At 27.0% G+C, this 17164-nt stretch carries 19 protein-coding genes and 1 tRNA gene; 2 read left to right on the plus strand and 18 right to left on the minus strand.

Features of this window, described 5'->3' with window-relative positions; translation table 4 throughout:
* Window positions 1–168 precede the first annotated feature (168 nt).
* Window positions 169–681 carry a transposase gene (locus tag CG473_RS01650; RefSeq protein WP_094254574.1) on the plus strand — a complete coding sequence of 171 codons (513 nt, stop codon included), beginning with the start codon at window positions 169–171 and terminating at the stop codon, window positions 679–681.
* Window positions 682–988: 307 nt separating this feature from the next.
* On the opposite strand, the gene CG473_RS01655 is transcribed toward CG473_RS01650, so the two are convergent.
* The 6 genes from CG473_RS01655 to CG473_RS01680 all read right to left on the minus strand — a co-directional run bounded on the left by CG473_RS01655 (window position 989) and on the right by CG473_RS01680 (window position 4558).
* The gene (locus CG473_RS01655; protein ID WP_094254575.1) at window positions 989–1831 is read right to left on the minus strand and encodes a pseudouridine synthase; all 843 of its coding nucleotides are present in this window, start codon (window positions 1829–1831) and stop codon (window positions 989–991) included.
* Entirely contained in the window at window positions 1831–2433 is a 603-nt protein-coding gene (gene scpB / locus CG473_RS01660; RefSeq protein ID WP_094254576.1) for an SMC-Scp complex subunit ScpB, read from the minus strand. The genes CG473_RS01655 and scpB overlap by 1 nt, the downstream gene beginning before the upstream one ends.
* Window positions 2423–3160, minus strand: coding sequence for a segregation/condensation protein A (locus CG473_RS01665; RefSeq protein ID WP_094254577.1), 738 nt, complete (start codon window positions 3158–3160; stop codon window positions 2423–2425). The genes scpB and CG473_RS01665 overlap by 11 nt, the downstream gene beginning before the upstream one ends.
* Entirely contained in the window at window positions 3153–3905 is a 753-nt protein-coding gene (locus CG473_RS01670) for a lysophospholipid acyltransferase family protein (protein WP_094254578.1), read from the minus strand. The genes CG473_RS01665 and CG473_RS01670 overlap by 8 nt, the downstream gene beginning before the upstream one ends.
* A gap of 1 nt (window position 3906) precedes the next feature.
* Window positions 3907–4203 carry a holo-ACP synthase gene (locus tag CG473_RS01675; RefSeq protein ID WP_094254579.1) on the minus strand — a complete coding sequence of 99 codons (297 nt, stop codon included), beginning with the start codon at window positions 4201–4203 and terminating at the stop codon, window positions 3907–3909.
* Between the two features lie 127 nt (window positions 4204–4330).
* Window positions 4331–4558: a YneF family protein gene (locus CG473_RS01680; protein ID WP_094254580.1), complete on the minus strand. Its 228-nt coding sequence runs from the start codon at window positions 4556–4558 to the stop codon at window positions 4331–4333.
* Window positions 4559–4635: 77 nt separating this feature from the next.
* Here CG473_RS01680 and CG473_RS01685 point away from each other — a divergent pair, with 77 nt between their 5' ends.
* Window positions 4636–5205 carry a thymidine kinase gene (locus CG473_RS01685; protein ID WP_094254581.1) on the plus strand — a complete coding sequence of 190 codons (570 nt, stop codon included), beginning with the start codon at window positions 4636–4638 and terminating at the stop codon, window positions 5203–5205.
* A gap of 5 nt (window positions 5206–5210) precedes the next feature.
* Here CG473_RS01685 and CG473_RS01690 read toward each other — a convergent pair.
* From CG473_RS01690 to uvrB, 12 genes are all read right to left on the minus strand, one after another.
* Window positions 5211–5286: transfer RNA gene (locus CG473_RS01690), tRNA-His, on the minus strand.
* A 175-nt stretch (window positions 5287–5461) separates the two neighbouring features.
* A complete protein-coding gene (locus CG473_RS01695) occupies window positions 5462–5872 on the minus strand; it encodes a hypothetical protein (protein WP_133509969.1) in 411 nt (136 codons plus the stop codon).
* 456 nt (window positions 5873–6328) lie between these two features.
* Window positions 6329–6667, minus strand: a complete 339-nt coding sequence (locus tag CG473_RS04160; RefSeq protein WP_133509970.1) for a hypothetical protein — start codon at window positions 6665–6667, stop codon at window positions 6329–6331.
* A gap of 537 nt (window positions 6668–7204) precedes the next feature.
* On the minus strand, window positions 7205–8113 hold the full coding sequence (locus CG473_RS01710; protein WP_166623182.1) for a hypothetical protein: 909 nt from the start codon (window positions 8111–8113) through the stop codon (window positions 7205–7207).
* Window positions 8113–8751, minus strand: a complete 639-nt coding sequence (gene tmk / locus CG473_RS01715) for a dTMP kinase (RefSeq protein WP_094254586.1) — start codon at window positions 8749–8751, stop codon at window positions 8113–8115. The genes CG473_RS01710 and tmk overlap by 1 nt, the downstream gene beginning before the upstream one ends.
* Complete coding sequence (locus CG473_RS01720) at window positions 8751–9335, minus strand: toprim domain-containing protein (protein ID WP_094254587.1); 585 nt, start codon at window positions 9333–9335, stop codon at window positions 8751–8753. Before CG473_RS01720 ends, tmk begins: the two co-directional genes overlap by 1 nt.
* Before the next feature lies 1 nt (window position 9336).
* Complete coding sequence (locus tag CG473_RS01725; RefSeq protein WP_094254588.1) at window positions 9337–9624, minus strand: YbaB/EbfC family nucleoid-associated protein; 288 nt, start codon at window positions 9622–9624, stop codon at window positions 9337–9339.
* A 12-nt stretch (window positions 9625–9636) separates the two neighbouring features.
* Window positions 9637–11928 carry a DNA polymerase III subunit gamma/tau gene (gene dnaX, locus CG473_RS01730; protein WP_094254589.1) on the minus strand — a complete coding sequence of 764 codons (2292 nt, stop codon included), beginning with the start codon at window positions 11926–11928 and terminating at the stop codon, window positions 9637–9639.
* 90 nt (window positions 11929–12018) lie between these two features.
* Window positions 12019–13002: a TMEM164 family acyltransferase gene (locus CG473_RS01735; protein WP_094254590.1), complete on the minus strand. Its 984-nt coding sequence runs from the start codon at window positions 13000–13002 to the stop codon at window positions 12019–12021.
* A 118-nt stretch (window positions 13003–13120) separates the two neighbouring features.
* Window positions 13121–14161: a type I glyceraldehyde-3-phosphate dehydrogenase gene (gene gap / locus CG473_RS01740; protein WP_094254591.1), complete on the minus strand. Its 1041-nt coding sequence runs from the start codon at window positions 14159–14161 to the stop codon at window positions 13121–13123.
* A 115-nt stretch (window positions 14162–14276) separates the two neighbouring features.
* On the minus strand, window positions 14277–15143 hold the full coding sequence (gene fmt, locus CG473_RS01745) for a methionyl-tRNA formyltransferase (protein ID WP_094254592.1): 867 nt from the start codon (window positions 15141–15143) through the stop codon (window positions 14277–14279).
* Between the two features lies 1 nt (window position 15144).
* Window positions 15145–17133 carry an excinuclease ABC subunit UvrB gene (gene uvrB, locus CG473_RS01750; RefSeq protein WP_094254593.1) on the minus strand — a complete coding sequence of 663 codons (1989 nt, stop codon included), beginning with the start codon at window positions 17131–17133 and terminating at the stop codon, window positions 15145–15147.
* Window positions 17134–17164 lie beyond the last annotated feature (31 nt).

The raw sequence follows: 17164 nt of genomic DNA on the forward strand, positions 1-17164 counted from the left end.
TTTTCAAAGAAAGAAAAAAATACAAAATTCAAAAGTCCTTCCAAAATAGTTTCATTATTTATTGATGGAATATTTGTAAATACTAACAATAAAACTACTGGCAGAAAAAAAGTACTTATTCATTCAATTGGAATAGATGAATATGGCTCGAAAATTTAATTTCCACCTTTACTATTTAATTCAGAAAACACAATTTCTTATAAAACCTATTTCAGATATCTAAAACGTTTAGGTTTAGAAAAAGTAAATTTAGTTGTTAGTGACACTTCATTAAGTGTTTCTAAAGCAATTAAGGAAGAGTTTAGTAAAACTTTACATCAGACTTGCTTAGTGCATCTTAGAAGAAATTTAGAAAAAATTTTAACGACTAAATTTAAGGCATTTAGTTCAAAGATTATTGAATTAATCAAACTTGAAAATCCAAAATTTGTTGATGATCAAATAAGCAAATATTTGCCGCATTCTATTTTTAAAAAAATTAAAAGGATGCTAAAAATTGGTAGTTATTTTACTGTTCCAAAAATTGAAAATTGACAAACTTCACAATATGATCTATGACCAACCAATATAATTGAAAGTGTAAATTCTGAATTAAGATTTCTAAAGTGTAATGCCTATTTTACTGATCCTAAACAGGTCTTTAAAAGAGCAAGATATAAATTATTAAGTAAAAATAACTAGATTGGTCGCTTCATTCTACAATCTATTTTTTTGTATTGACTAAATGTATAATTTTATGTAATATTTAATTGCTAAGGTAAAAATGAGACTTAATTTTAAGTTTAAAAAAAATAAAATTTTAAATCCGTGAATTTTTACTTGCTCCCCTCCTTCTTAGTCGTTGGGTTTTTTTAATTATAAAAAAAGTGCAACCTTTTTACTTAAGTGTTGCACTTCATTTTTCAATGGTGGATTTTAGTTTTAAAAAAATATTTTAAAATCCGTAAATTTTCGTCAGCTCCCAAAATCTAACTATATCATTTGTCTTTTATCACTTGGGTTTGGAAATAAACACCTGTTTGTTCAAGTATTCAAGATCTTGATTTAGGCCTTTAAATTTCAGCATGTATGAATGCAAATATATTTGCTTAGCGTTTTTGCCACCATAATATTTATCTCCATAAATTGGGAATCCTAATTTAGATAAAGTTACTCTTATTTGATGTTTTCTACCTGTTAATAATTGTGCATAATGGTAGTTTCCTTCATCTCATAAAATTGTTGAAGCAACTTTTGTGTCTGGCTTTTTTTCTTTATATAAAATTGCCCTTTGTTTTATTGGGTTATACTCATGGTAGAAATTTACAGTGTGTTTTTCAGGCACTAAGATGTCTGCTTTATATGTATAGATTTTTTCAATATTTTTTTCAGTTTTTAACTCTCTTAAAGTTTTGTAGTTTTTTGCATAACATACCAAACCAGAAACAAATTTATCAATTCGCCCAATTGATGATGGAATGAATGAATCTTTTTGTACAAATTTTAAATATCTTAAAACCTGATTATCTAAAGAATTTGGTTCACCATGCATCACTATTCCTGTTGGCTTATCAATAATTAAAATATTGTCATCTTCATATATGACATTAAATTTAATCTCTACAGGTTGATAAGCATTTCTAACTTTAGGATTTTCTATTCCATAAATTATTATCTGATCACCAGCCATCACTGGAGTATCTTTATCAACATTTCTTTTACCGTTAACTTTTATATCTTTTAATCTAAATATTTTTTCAACTCTGGAATTAGGAACATTATTTAAATATGATCTTACTACTTTAAAAAGAATTTTACCCTGATCATTTTCTGTTGCATCTATTGTAAACATTATTCTTCTCTTTGTGATTGGAATAAATTAAATGTCTGTTCATCATCGTCGAATTCAACATCAGTAAATTCAAATTCTTGCAATCTAGGTAAATCATGTAGTGATCGAATTTTGAAATAATCATAGAATTTATTTGTAACCCCATATAGAATCGGATTCCCAGGAGTTTGTGCAACACCAACTTCTTCAATTAAACCTTTTAATAATAATCCTTGGAAAACAGCATCAGAAGATACACCTCTTATTTCATTTACCATTGATCTAGTTACTGGTTGCTTATAGGCAATTATTCCAATTGTTTCTAAAGAAGCTTTTGATAATTTTTGATTCTTTTTAAAACTAACAAGTTTTTCAACATATTCTTTTACATTTTCAGATGTAGCAATTTTAAATACTTTGTTAAACTCAAAAACTTTTGTCCCAAGACCAAGTTCGTTATATTCTTTTTTAAAATCGTTAAGCAATTTTAATGCTTCATTTTGATTCATTTTTTTATCTTCTTCTGGATCAAAATTAAATACTTTTTGAACATGGTCAATTGTAATACCTTCTTCTCCTTGTATAAAAGCTAATGCTTCTAAAATTCTACTGTTAGGACTCATATGCTTCTCCTTTTGCAATTGTTATTGTTCCGAATTGTTCGTTTTGAGTTAATATAATTTCTTGTTTTCTACTTAAATCTAGTAATGCTAACAATGTAATAACAAAGTGATTCATAGAAGGCAATTTAAATATCATTTCGAATGTCAATTCATTGTGCTTTTTGAATAATTCTTTAATATAGATGATTTGATCAGCAGGAGTTAAAGTAAAATTTTCAAATTTTGCTTGCTTTAGTTTAACAGCAAATGTTTTTTCGAACATTTGCCTTAAGGCAATAATTATTTGAACCATATTTGAATGTCCTTCTAAAATAGATTCATCATGTTCTAATTTAAAACCTTCAGTTGATTCGGGATTTTTTGTAAAAATTGCTTGTCGATTAATTTCCTTCAATTTCAAATCTTCTGACACTTCTTGGAAAGCTTTGTATTCTGCAAGTTTTAATAAGATAGCTTGTCTATCAATTTCAATTTCTTCCGGCAATTCATCCTTAGCTAAAATCATCGCTGATTTAATTTGCAATAAAGTTGCTGCCATAACTAAATAATCACTTGCTAAATCAATTTCATTTTCTTGAAGCGAATTTATTATTTCCAAATATCGATCTGCTAATTCAATTAGATTTATATTTTTAATATCAACTTTTTTATCTCTTACTAATGAAAGAAGAAGATCTAAGGAACCACTATAATTAGATATATCAAAATTATGAATTGAATTATTCATGCTTGTCACCACCTAAATATTCTTTTTCAATTGCACTTTTAGTATTTTTCATTAAGGCTTCTTCACTTAAAGCTAATATATTTTTATATGCTATAGGCTTGTTAAAAATAACTTCTACTGTTGCCTTTTTATTTTTTTTATCAAAGCCTACTTTTGAATAATTTATGGTTGTAGGAATTATTGGTAACAAATTAATTTTTGCAAGTTTGAATGCTCCTCTTTTAAACTCACCCATGACACCTGTTTCACTTCTTGTACCTTCAGGAAAAATTACACCATATTTTTTGTTTTCTTTAACCATAACACCAAAATCTAAAGTACCATTTCAAGCAGATTTAAATTTAGCTCTGTCAATAAAAACTCCATCTAAAAGTTCAACGGCGTGTTTAACAATACGCTTTCTTGTTAATTCTATTTTTCCTAAAAATGAAATCAATTCATGATTCACACTTTTGTCTTGAGTAGTTTTTAACATGGCATACATTAAGGCAAATACATCTAAATTATCGTTATGATTTGGCATTATAAGCGCAGGCGCTTTTTCTAAATTTTCTCTACCTTTAACAACAACTTTAATGTTATAAATTTTTAACATTCGTTTTGCGATTTTCAAAATAAAATCATTTCTTTTTTGAACATCCAAATCTTGAGGATAACGTCTGTGCTTTCTTGCAAGCATTTCTAGCCTTAACAATTTAAACATTAAGTAAGGCGAATTTAAGAATAATTTAAAACTTGGACTCATATTATTTCCTTTTTAAAGCTATAGCTATAACTTCATTTTCTTCGTTGCTTGTAGATATTTCAAAACCTGGAAATAGATATTTGCCATTTGATTTAGTTATTTCAATTTCATTGAAAATTACAAAACTATTATCTGCTTTGAAAATGGCTTCTTTTATTGCCCATCGTGTCGCCAAAAATAGGGCTTTATTTTTTGCCTTAGCATAATCATCTTGCTCTCTATTTGTTAAGATTCTGCTTATCACTTTGGGCTTCAGAGATTCAAATCTATTTATTCTAGTTAAATCTATACCTAACATAAAAAAATTATAGCAATTTATGAATTTTCTCAACCAAGAATATTTAAAAGGTTCTTTCTTAAATTAGGATTTTTTTTCTTAAAATTTTGCACAATAAAATAAAAAAACTTCCGAATGAAGTTTCTAATTATTTAGCATTTTTCATAGAACGCATAACTTGTCGAATTCTACTTTCACTTGCTTTAACTCCCATTTGAGAGAACATAACACGAATCATGTTTTCGGTAATAGGAGGATTTTCTCGAAGTTGTTTTTCAAACAATTTTCTTGTAATGAAAAACGCTGCGATAGCACCAATTATTAAGCCTAAAATAAATAATCCGACAATCAAACCAATCGCTAATCCTAAATCCATTTTCACTCCTTATTATTAATGTTTTTTTATTATACAATCTTTTAAAGTAAGATTAAATAAAAGCAAAAGGAGACAACATGTATAGACAATATAGTAAAGGAATGATTGAAGTAATTGCTGGTCCTATGTTCAGCGGGAAGAGTGAAGAGTTATTAAAAAGATTTAGAATCTTAGGACACGCAAAAGAAAAAATAGTACTAATAAAACCATCTTATGATACTCGTTATGGCGTTGATATGATTAAATCTCGTTCTGGAGTTCAATTCAACTCATATGTTGCTAAAGATAGTGATAGAGTTAAGGAACTTGCAAGTGATTACAATTTTGTAATAATTGATGAAGTTCAATTTTTTGATTTAAAAATTGTTGATGTTATTGAAGAATTAGCTTCATCTGGTAAAAGAGTTATTGTAAGTGGCTTAGATACAGATTTCAGAAGAAAACCATTTCCAGTTGTTGCACAACTTTTAGCTATGGCAGAGCATGTTACAAAACTAAGTGCAGTTTGTGTTATATGTCATAATGCTGCTACTACAACATATAGAACGAGTGATTCAACTGAAACGAATTTATTAGGAGATGATGATATTTACCAAGCTAGATGTAGAACTTGCCATATTGAAGGAACAAATAAAAGAAAGAAATAAAAAAATGGGGTGAATAACGGGGATCGAACCCGCGCGTGTCTGAACCACAACCAGATGCGTTAACCACTTCGCCATATTCACCACATGAACTATTCCATTATATATAAAAAAAACTTTTTGTTTTAACTTTGTTGACTTGATTAAGCATTGAATAAATTTTTATTTTACTCACAATTAAATACATAAAAAATAATTAAATAATTATAAATGTAAAAATAACTTGGCAAAAATCATATTTATTATCATGCTGCTAATCTTAAATAAAGCCAGCTTCCTTATATAACTTAAATTCAAAATATTTTGAATACATTTCAGGGTTTTTATATGTAAAACTTCAATTTACGTTATTTCAAACCGCTTCTCTTATGTATACAAATTTCTCAATTCGTTCAGTTGCATTTTTGATTTTTTTAAAATAGTAGCGAGATTGAAATTTTATTCTTCTATCTTTTTCAATATTAAATTTATTCAAATCGCTAGGAAAAACATAATTTTTTACTTTAGAAATTTCATCTTCTAATATTTTGTTGAAATTTTGATTGTTTCTTATCAATTCTTTTTTAAGATTTTCATCAGTTTTTTTGAAGTATTTTAAAAATTTTATATAAAAAACATAATTACAACTTCAAATAGTAATCAATTGACTATCATTAGAACAATTATTCAAATTGGCATATTATTTGAAGAAAAAATAAAAATAATAGGTATAGAAATTGGGATAATAAAATATGCTATTGATATAGATCAAAGAAGTTTATATTTAAGGTTGATTAAATTAACGGTTCTTTTTGTATAAAATTCAATTAAATTTCTTTGCTTGTATCTATCATCATGGTCAATAATTTTATCACTGTTTTTAGATTTGAACGGATTATAAAAATTAATTCAAGTTATATAAATATAAAATCAAAAAAATATAAATGAAGAAACTATGCTAACTATAAAAAATAAGATATTCATAAGACTATTTACCTTTCAATTGAAACAATAAAAAAATAATTTAGTTGTATTTTATGTAATTTGAAATTTATAATTTTAATTTCTTACAATTTTTTAATAATTTCACTAGCCTAACTAGAGGAAAATAATTGCTAATTATTAAGCCTAAATATAAAAAACTATTTTAAATTTCAATAAACCCCGCTTCGACATATATTAAATATTCAAAATATTTTGTGTAATTAGTAGGGTCGGCATATGTATGGCTTCATTGAATATTATTAGTTACAGCTTCTCTAACAATTGAAAACTTACTAATTTTGCCATCCGTTAATTTTAAGCGTTTTTTAAAATAGTTAAGTTGAAATTTTATTCTTCTGTCTGAAACAATATTTTTCAAATTAATTTGATCTTCAAATTTGTATTTTTTTATTTTAATCAATTGTTCATTTAGAATATCATCAAATTTATCATTATTTAATTTTAAAAAAATTTTTGTTTCTACATCTTGTATTTTAAACACCTTATAAAATTGTATGTCAAGGAACAATATGATAAATTGGTATATCAGACTTGATATTATCATCACAATTGGAATTCATAAAATAACGAACTGGAAAAATGAGATGTAAAATATCGGTAAAAATACTGAAAAAAATAAAAATATTATTAGAATTGAAAATAGCAATCAATATTTATCTTTCATTCTTTTTAATGAAGACAATGTATAAAATTCAATGTAATTCAATTTTTTTCAATTCTCTTCTATTTTTATTTTTTGGTCCTTCTTTTTTAATAAAAATAAGGGATTGAAGAATATTTTATTTCTATTATGTAAATACATTCCCAGAAGACAAACTAATGCAACAAGATGACCTACAAACAAATATGTTTCCATATACCTTCCTTTTAATTATATTAATTGGACATAGAGTTATTATAAATAAAGTAATTATATAAACTCTATGTCAACTTGGACTCTTAAAATTGGCATAAGCAATTTACAAACAATAAATTGATATATTTTATGAATTAAAATAGCATTTAAAATGACTGCTCATTATTTTTCGTTAATTGGAATTGTTAATTTTTTTATATCAATTAATAATTTTTCTAAAGTTATTGAAAAATTAACGGTTGAATCTCTTCTTTTTAAAAATGAATCTACAAGTACATTCATTGCAAGAAAATTTATCCCTGTTTTTCTTTTATGATTTTTAAATTTAGTTTCATGTTCTAATCCTAAACTTAAATTTGAAAAAATCAGCCTAATAAAAACTTGGAGCACATTAAGTTTAAATTCATAATCATCTTTTTTGATGTTTTTATGCAAGAATAATATCAATTCATTTACTCATTTTTTATCCTCTAATAAAATTCCATAAAGTTCTGAAATAAGTACATCATTTCTTTTGGTTACAAGTTTTTTTGTAGCTGGTATATCAGGAATTGCATTAGCATAAACAGCAGCATAAGGTGTTTTAAAATTTTCAGAAATATATTTAATTTTCTCGCTGACTGTTGGTCCATTTATATAGTAACTTTGTGTACGACTTTTAATAGTTGGAATTATTTTTGAGTAATTATTTGTTGTGATAATTATGTGTGAATTTTCAGGAGCTTCTTCTAATGTTTTTAAAAGTGCATTATTAAAATTGTTTGAAGCATTTTCCAAATTAATTAATATGAGAATGTTTTTCTTGTTTTGCTCTAATGGTGTTTTGTTTAATTGTTCGAAAACATATTCTAAATTATCTTTAGATAATTCTTTTTTAGAATAATCTAAAACATATATGTTTTGACTCAAATTTTCTTGATTTAAATTTTTAAAATTTGTATTGCCAATTTTATTAACTAAAAATAAAAGTTTATTATTTAAATCTACACCCGGATTTGCCCTTAGAATAATTGCGTGAGGCAATTTATTTAATGAAATAGATTGATTGATTAATGTTTCAAAATTTATCACTATTTTATTAGTTGCTTAAATTTATCTAATGTAAGCATGTGCTTTCAAATTTGATTTTTAATTTCAGTTAAAGATTTTCTGCCATCAATCACAACAAATCTTTCTGGTTCATCGGCAATCAACATTTGATAACCGTTATATGTACGCTTGTAAAAGTCATTAGGTTGGCTTTCTAATCTGTCTTTTGCTTGCTCTCTATTATTTCTTCTTGAAATTGTTTGTTCATAGGAAATATCAATGAAGAAAGTCAAATCAGGTTTGAACTTGCCAATTATTAACTCAGTAAGTTTTTTAGTCCATTCAATACCTAAATTTCTTCCATATCCTTGATATGCGTAAAACGAATCAATATAACGGTCAGAAAAAATTATTTTTGAATCGTAATTAGGTTCAATAATTCTATCAATGTGTATTCTTCTAGAAGCTGAATAAAGCAAGGCTTCACTAATGTCGCTCAATCTATTTTTAGAATCTAAAATAACATTTCTTATTTGTTCAGCTTCTGTTATCCCTGCTCCACCAGGTTCACGAGTAAAAATAAAATTTTTCTCTTTTTGTAACGAAACTAATTCGTCGTGGATTAGATTCATAATTGATGTTTTACCTGCTCCATCCATTCCTTCAAAAGTAATTAACATTATTCTCCTGTTCTATTTTTAAATGCTGCTGTTAAGGTCATGTCGTCAATATAATCAACTTCAGAATTTATTGGTAATCCAACAGCAAATCTACTTGTTTTAATATTTCTATTAGCTAAATAAGTTTTAATATATTGCATCGTTATTTCGCCACTTAATGTAGGTGAAATTGCAAATACAATTTCTTCGATTCCGTTATCAATATAGTTAATCAATTGCTTCATTCAAAAAGGTTCACTTCGAATAATACGATCACTAAGTAGTGGATCAGTTATAAAATAATAACCGTTGTAAATACCTAATTTTTCGAATTTAAAAACATTAGAAGATATTTCGAAAATCATCAAAGTTTTTCTTCTTTGAGCATTATTGCAAAAAGAACAAATTAATTCTGATTGAATCAAATTGCATTTCAAGCAAGGCTTTGTTTTTTCTCTTAATTCATTTAATGATGAAATTAAATCTTCAAAGTTATTTGAAGAATATTTAATAATGTGCTGAGCAATTTTTATTGCACCTTTTTTACTTACACCATTAAGTTTTGATAATTGCAAAATAGCGTTTTCAAACTCAATATTTTGCATGCTAAAAATTTAATTTTGAGCCATTATTATTTATTTCATCGTAGGCTTGATCAATTTGTTCTAGTGCTTCATTAGAACAAATAATAATCATTGTTTCTAATATTTCTGTATCATCAGGATCAACGAGAGCATCATCAATTTTTATAGAAGTCATTTGTCTTGATCCATTGAAAGTAATAGTAATTCCTTGTTTTTCAACTGTGAAACTTTTTGCTCTAATTTCGTCTTCTTTTTTTTCAAGTTCGGCTTGCATTTTTTTAGCCATTTTCATCATTTCATTTGGGTTCATAATTCCTCTTTTCTATTTTTTATTGAATAAATCTCCTAAAGATTTCATTAACAATGTTTTCCCTGTCTTGATTGGTTTGGGAGCTTCAATTGTTTGGGTAACTGGTAAAGACATAATTTGTGTTTTATTATCAATTCAATATATTTTAAATTCGTTAAATAAAGATTTAGTTATTGCGACAACTTGTTTGTATGATCCAAAAATTGCATAAATTAAATCAATCATTCTAGGGTCATCTTTTCTTTCGTTGATTCTATAAACTGTTTCATCATGATTAGATGATAAAATTACAAAATTTTGACCTGAAGTAATGAATAAGCTTTCCAACATAGATTCAACTATAGGTTTAAATCTTTCATTTTTCATAAAACTTTTTAAATTACTAAATTTTACTTTTTCACGTGATTTTTCAAGCGATGGATATGCTTGTCTTACGTAATTTGCAATTTCTTCTAATGTGTAAATATCAGAAGTGATTATTTCCTTAACGGTGTCTAAATTTATAATATCTGCATCGTCATTAACATCTATTATTTCGTCATTTTCTTTATCATTCGTTTTGGGTTGTTGCTCAATATCCATTGTTAAAGTTATTTCTTCAGTTACAGAATTAAGTGTTGTTTTGTCAATCTTTTCACGAAGATTTTCTAGTTCTGCCATTTTTCTTTTTTGTAAAAATTCGTTTGAATCATTAATTAACTCTTCAATATTTACTTTTTTTGTAATTGGCTGCTCTTCTGTTTTAAATAAATCTAAATTAAAACTATTTTGACTATCTTCTTCAACTTCAGATTCTTTTTCAACTAACTGGCTATTCATTGTGTCTGTAGAAAATTCGTTTGTAGAAATTAATTGTTCTTGGGTATCAATAACATCTTTTTCTTCATTTAAGTTTGAAATAAAATTAGCACTGTTTTGCAAAACATCAGTCTTTTTAGGTTTTGCACTTGGAACAATTATTTCGGTTGTTTCAATTGGGAATTGAATGGTACTTGTTGTAGTAGGCAAAATATCAAATTCATTTGAATCATCATTTTCAAGAATAGATTCATCTTTTTTATCTTTTGAAGTATCGTTATCAAAATTTAAAATATCAGTCATTGCACTTGATATTTTTGATTTACTTTTATTAGAAGTAGTTAATTCTCCGGAATGACTTAATTCAAGATCAATATTTTTGGAAATTTCTGCTTTTTCTTTTTTGATAGTTTCTTTAATATTGTCGATTGAAATATCAATATTTCCTAGTTCGTTATGAATTTGTATTAATAATATCTCTAATAATTCAAAGGGCATTTTTGAATTATGAAAGTATTCTAATGTTTCCATTGCTAATTTTAATATTTTGTATGAATGTGAAAGATTAAATACAATTTTTGATTTGTCTTCTTTTCTTAAAAGACTTGTATATTTGTCACTATTCATTTTGGAAATTAAAATATAGTCTTTAATAACATTGACAATGTTAACCAGTAATTGTTCAGGGTCAGCACCATCTTCTGAAAATTTTTTAAGCATGATGATGGCCTGTGAAATATTATTGGCTGCGTTATTTAACAAAGTTATTATATTTGCTGTTGAAACAATCCCAAACGCATTTGCTAATGCAGTTGTTGTAATGTTGTTGTTTCCATATATTCCCGCTTGTTCTGCAATTGAAAAAGCATCCCTTAATGAGCCATTTGCTAATCTAGTAACAGCTACCAAAGCTTCTTCATCAAAAGCAATTTTTTCAATACTCAAAATTCTTTTCAAGTGTTCAAAGATAATTTCGTTAGTAATTCTTTTGAAATTTAATCTTTGAACTCTTGAAAGAATTGTATTAGGTATTTTATGTGGTTCGGTAGTTGCCAAAATAAAAATAGCATGTTTAGGTGGCTCTTCAAGCGTTTTTAAAAAAGCATTAAATGCAGACTTGGAAAGCATGTGAACTTCATCAATTATGAAAATTTTATAATTTCCTTGTAACGGACTAAGTTGGGCACTTTCATTCAATTTCCTTATATCATCTGCACCATTATTTGAGGCAGCATCAATTTCCATAATATCTAAATTTTGGTTGATTCTTGCAATACATGATTTACATGGCTCTAAATCATTTTCGCTATGAACACAATTAATTGCATTAGCAAAAACTTTCGCAACTGATGTTTTCCCAGTACCATGCGGACCATTAAAAAGATAACCATGCACCAATTTATCTTGAGTTAAGATATTTTTAAGTGTTGTTACAATGTGGTCTTGTCCTTTGATTTCATCAAATCGTTGCGGTCTATAAGTTCTATATAATGTTTTATAGCTCATCTCCACCTCTATTATTCAAAAATTATAAATTAAAAATAGAAAAAATAGGCTTTTAAGACTCTACAACATTAAAACCTTATATTTGCCTATTTATTGTTTATGTTTTGTTAATTTGAATTTAGATTGTAGCTTTTTGATTTTTTCTTTGAAATTTCAATTAATTTCTCACTTAGGCATTGCTTCAAAATTTTTATTAAATTTAGCAAAGGCTTTATCACTAAAATAGTAAATAAGCGCTCCTAAATATGAAAGGGTACCAAAAAGAATTGTGTAAGTTATTACATGAAGTGGGAATTTTGTTAATGGCGGAGCCAAGTTTGAAACAAAAGGATTAATATCACTTGAAATACTTACATAAGCTCAATTTGCATGTCAATTTAAGTCCTTTGATATAGCAGTAAATGAATTTAACATCAGCATTATCATTAAATATGAAAAAATGACAATCACAATTTGATAACTTCTTCTAAAAGTTAATTTTGGTCGATAAAGAAGTAATAATATTCACGGAATAAAAACATTTTCTAAGTGAGTAACTAAATAATCTCAAAATACTAATGAACGAGATCCTCATTTTACTTCAACACCATATACTGCAATGTTTCCGCTTAAATCAGGTGTAGTTAAAGCAGCGATTCCAGTAATAACAGATATGTATGCTGAAAAATGCATATATTCACTTGAACGGATTTTATGGCCGGCAAATAAATAAAATATATTTACTAAAATAAGCAATCTAGATCAATGTAATGGAATTGCTTCTCACAATCTTGGATATAAATTGTTATTAGGACTAAATACATTTAAAATCACAAATGTTCTCAACATAAAGTGCGATAAAATTAATGCACCAACAATTGAAAAAGCTATGTTGATTATAAGTTTTGCTTTTGAAGCACTAGCTATTTGAGTTTTAAATTTAATACTTAATGTTGCACTAAAAAATGAAAGTATTATTAAAAGAAGCAACACAATAATAAATATTGAAAAAAATATTGGTTTTTGACCAGCATCATTTCAGGTAGGAGATTGTACTTGTCCTTGTCATAATAACGAGTTTTGTTTTAGGTCCATTTTTGTAATTTTAGCAATTTTCCACAAAAGTGGCTTTTTTTATATTTAAATATTTGGAGCAAAAATAAATAAAAAAACATGCACAAATTTTTGCATGTTTTAAATGATTTAGTAAAAATTAAATTTTAGCAACATGTAAGATTAATCTTACTAATTGTGAAACGAATGACATTTCATTGTCATATCATGCTCCAACTGTAACTAATTGTTTACCATCTTCTTTAGCTTCAACAACTTTTGTTAATGTAGCATCGAAAATTGAACCGTGTGTTGATCCAATAATGTCTGATGACACAATTTCGTCTGTGTTGTAACCAAATGTAGGTTTAATTTTGTCTGAAAAAGCTTTAGCAGCAGCATTAACTTCTTCAACTGTAACTTTTTTACCTAATACAAATGTTAAATCTGATAATGAACCTACAATAGTTGGAATACGAATAGCAGCACCATCTAATTTTCCGGCAACTGAAGGTATAACTAAACCAATAGCTTTAGCAGCACCTGTTGAAGAAGGAACAATGTTTTGAGCAGCAGCTCTACCTCTACGTAAGTCTTTAGCAGCAGGCATATCAACTAATCCTTGGTTACCTGTGTAAGCGTGAATAGTTGTCATTTTACCAACTAAAATTTTGAATGATTCATCCATGAATTTAATAACTGGAGCAATTGAGTTTGTTGTACATGAAGCAGCAGAAATAATAGTGTCTTCTTTTGTTAAAGTTTCATGGTTTACATTGTAAACAATAGTTTTAACATCGTTACCACCTGGAGCTGAAATAATACATTTTTTAGCACCAGCATTAATATGTAATTGTGCACCTGATTTATTTGCAAAGAAACCAGTAGCTTCAATAACAACGTCGATTTTTAAATCTTTTCATGGTAATTGTGAAGGATCTCTTTGAGCTAATACTTTAACTTCTCTTCATTTATCATTTGCAATACCTTTTTTACGATATTTAAATCCTTCAGCTGTTTGTTCGATTTCACCAATAAATGATCTGTAAACTGAATCATATTTTAATAAGTAGATAATGTTTTCGATTGATGTTAAATCATTAACTGCGACCAATTCTACTTCTCCATCGTGGTGTTCGAAAATATATCTTAGAGTTGTACGACCGATTCGTCCAAATCCATTAATAGCAATTCTTGTCATCTTTTCTCCTTAGATTTTTATGTGATTTTATTATAGTCTTTTATAGAAAAATTGAAATTAAAAAAAATAATTATTGCCTATAAATTTGCTAGTGTTTGTACTCATAAAAATTAGTTTAATAGTTTGAAATTCTCTTTTTACCAGCTATTTGATAATCAATTAAATATATTTTTTTATCTTTAGTTTCTAGTTCAATTATGGAAGGATGATTTTTGAATTTAGGACTAATTTTTGACTTATCATCTACTGCATTATATAGTTTAATTCTTTTATCATCAATCATTGTTCAAGCACCTGGGTTTGTTGCAAAAGCTCTCATTTTATTAATTGCTTCTTGAGCATTCATATTTTTAAAATCAATAAATGAATCTTCCTTAAATAACTTCGGACTCAAAGTTGCTAAATCATGATTTTGACTAATTGGTTTCAAAATTCCTTGATCTAAATTGTTTAGCCACTTTACTATGTTTTCAGAAGCTAGATCAGCAAGTTTTATAAATAAATCATCAGCTATATCATTGGGCTCAATATTTATTTGTGCTTTAGCAAGCATATCACCTGCATCCATTTCTTTGGCCATATACATTAAAGTGATTCCAGTCTTATCATCGCCATTTAATAAACTATACTGAATAGGGGCAGCGCCGCGATATTTTGGTAGTAAAGAACCATGTATATTTAACGAGCCTTTTTTAGCTAAATCTAAAACTTTCATAGGAACGTATTGACCGAAACTTGCGCTAAGTAAATAATCAAAATCAAGCACACTTAATTCATCATAAATTTTTCCAATTTTGTCAGGTTGATATAATTTAATGTTATTTTCTAAAGCTAATTCTTTAACGGGATTAGGCTTAATTTTCATCCCTCGATTTGCCGGCTTATCTGGCTGAGTTACAATTGCTAATACTTCATAATTTTCAATAATTTTTTTAAATGACTGGTATCCAAAATTACCAGTACCTGCTAAAATAAATTTCATTTTAATCAGCTTCCAATTCTAAAATTAAATCTCTTAATTCAGCTGCTCTTTCATAATTCATATCTTTGGCAGCTTGCTTCATTTGTTTTCTTAATGTTGCAATAACTTCTTCTTTTGAAGTTACTCTCATTTTGTTTTCTTTTTGGTTTTTCTTGTCTTTTTCTTGATGTAAATAATAATCAATAGCATTTTCTAAACCATGTCCTTGAATTGCTTCAGGAATTTCTTTTATAATCGTTTTAGGAACAATATTATTTTTTTCATTATATTCAATTTGGATGCGTCTTTTTTCTTCATTATCTTGCATTGTTTCTTTCATGCTTTTACTAATAGAATCAGCATAAAAAATAACTCTACCATTTGCATTACGAGCAGCTCTACCAGCAATCTGAATTAAACTTCTTGTATTACGCATAAAGGATTCTTTATCAGCATCTAAAACTAGAATTAAGGAAACTTCGGGTAAATCAATACCTTCTCTAAGAAGATTAATTCCAATTACAATATCGTAAACTCCCTTACGTAATTTTCTAAGAATTTCATTACGTTCAAACGTTTTGTGTTCACTATGAATGTAAGCAACTTTTTCTTCTTTTGTCTGAAAATATCTAGTTAATTCTTCACTAAATCTTTTAGTAGTAGTTAAGATCAATGTTCTTTCATTTTTAGCTTTTTGTTCTTGAATACGATCATAAATATCTTCAATTTGATTTTCACTTTTTCTTACTTCAATAATTGGATCTAATAACCCTGTTGGTCTAATAACTAATCTAACAACTTCGTTATTTGCCTTTTCTAATTCATAATCAGCTGGTGTAGCAGAAACATATATTTTTTGCAAATCAAATTTATTAAATTCTTCAAATTTTAATGGTCTGTTATCTAAAGCTGAAGGCAATCTAAATCCATATTCAACTAGGTTCATTTTTCTAGCTCGATCACCTTTATACATTGCATGTAATTGCGGAATCATCATATGTGATTCATCGATAATTAATAATGTATCTTTAGCTAAATAATTAAATAATGTATATGGTTGCTGACCTTCGGCTCTACCATCAAGATGACGAGAATAATTTTCGATTCCTGGTGTAAAACCAAATTCTTGAAGATTATCTATATCTGAAGTAATTCTTTGATCTAATCTTTGCAATTCTAGCAATTTATTTGCTTCTCTAAATTCTTCTTTTCTAATTGCAAATTCTTCTTTAATTAACTCTATTGCTCTTTTTAAAGCATCAGCTGACATTGCATAAGCACTTGCTGGATAAATCCAATATTTATCATGTCTTTTTATTACTGTTTTATTTAATGGATCAACAATTGCAATTTCTTCAATTTCATCTCCAAATAAATCTATTCTAATAATTTTTTCAGTATCTCAAGAAGGATATATTTCAATTACATCGCCTTTAGCGTTAAATTCACCAGGATTTAAACTTACTGGATTTCTTTTATATTGTCTTTTAACTAGTTCAAGAAAAAACTCTCTTCTTTTAATTTTTAGTCCTCTAAAAATTTCAATAAATCCTGATTCATAATCTTCAGGATTTTGGACCCCGTAAATTGAAGCAACACTAGCAACAACGATTGTATCTTTGTGTGTTAACAATGTATTGTAAGTTGACATTCTCATTGCCTCAATATCTGAATTAGTTTTACTTGTTTTATCAACATATGTGTCTGTACTTGGCATATATGCTTCTGGACGATAATAATCAAAATATGAAATAAAATATTCAACATGATTTTCTGGGAAAAATTCTTTTAATTCTACATATAGCTGACTTGCAAGTGTTTTATTATGTGATAAAACTAAAACTGGTCTTTGAACTTGTTGAATTACGTTGGCAATTGTAAACGTTTTACCTGAACCGGTTACACCTAAAAGAACTTGATCAGATTTATTTTCTTTAATCCCTTCAACTAATTGTTTAATGGCATTTGGCTGATCACCTGCTGGAGAATATTTTGAAACTAATTTAAACATGATTTGATTATATTGTTAAATAACCACTTTA

Source organism: Mycoplasma testudineum (assembly GCF_002245785.1).
In the GTDB taxonomy this organism is placed as follows: Bacteria; Bacillota_I; Bacilli_A; order Mycoplasmatales; family Metamycoplasmataceae; genus Mycoplasmopsis_B; species Mycoplasmopsis_B testudinea.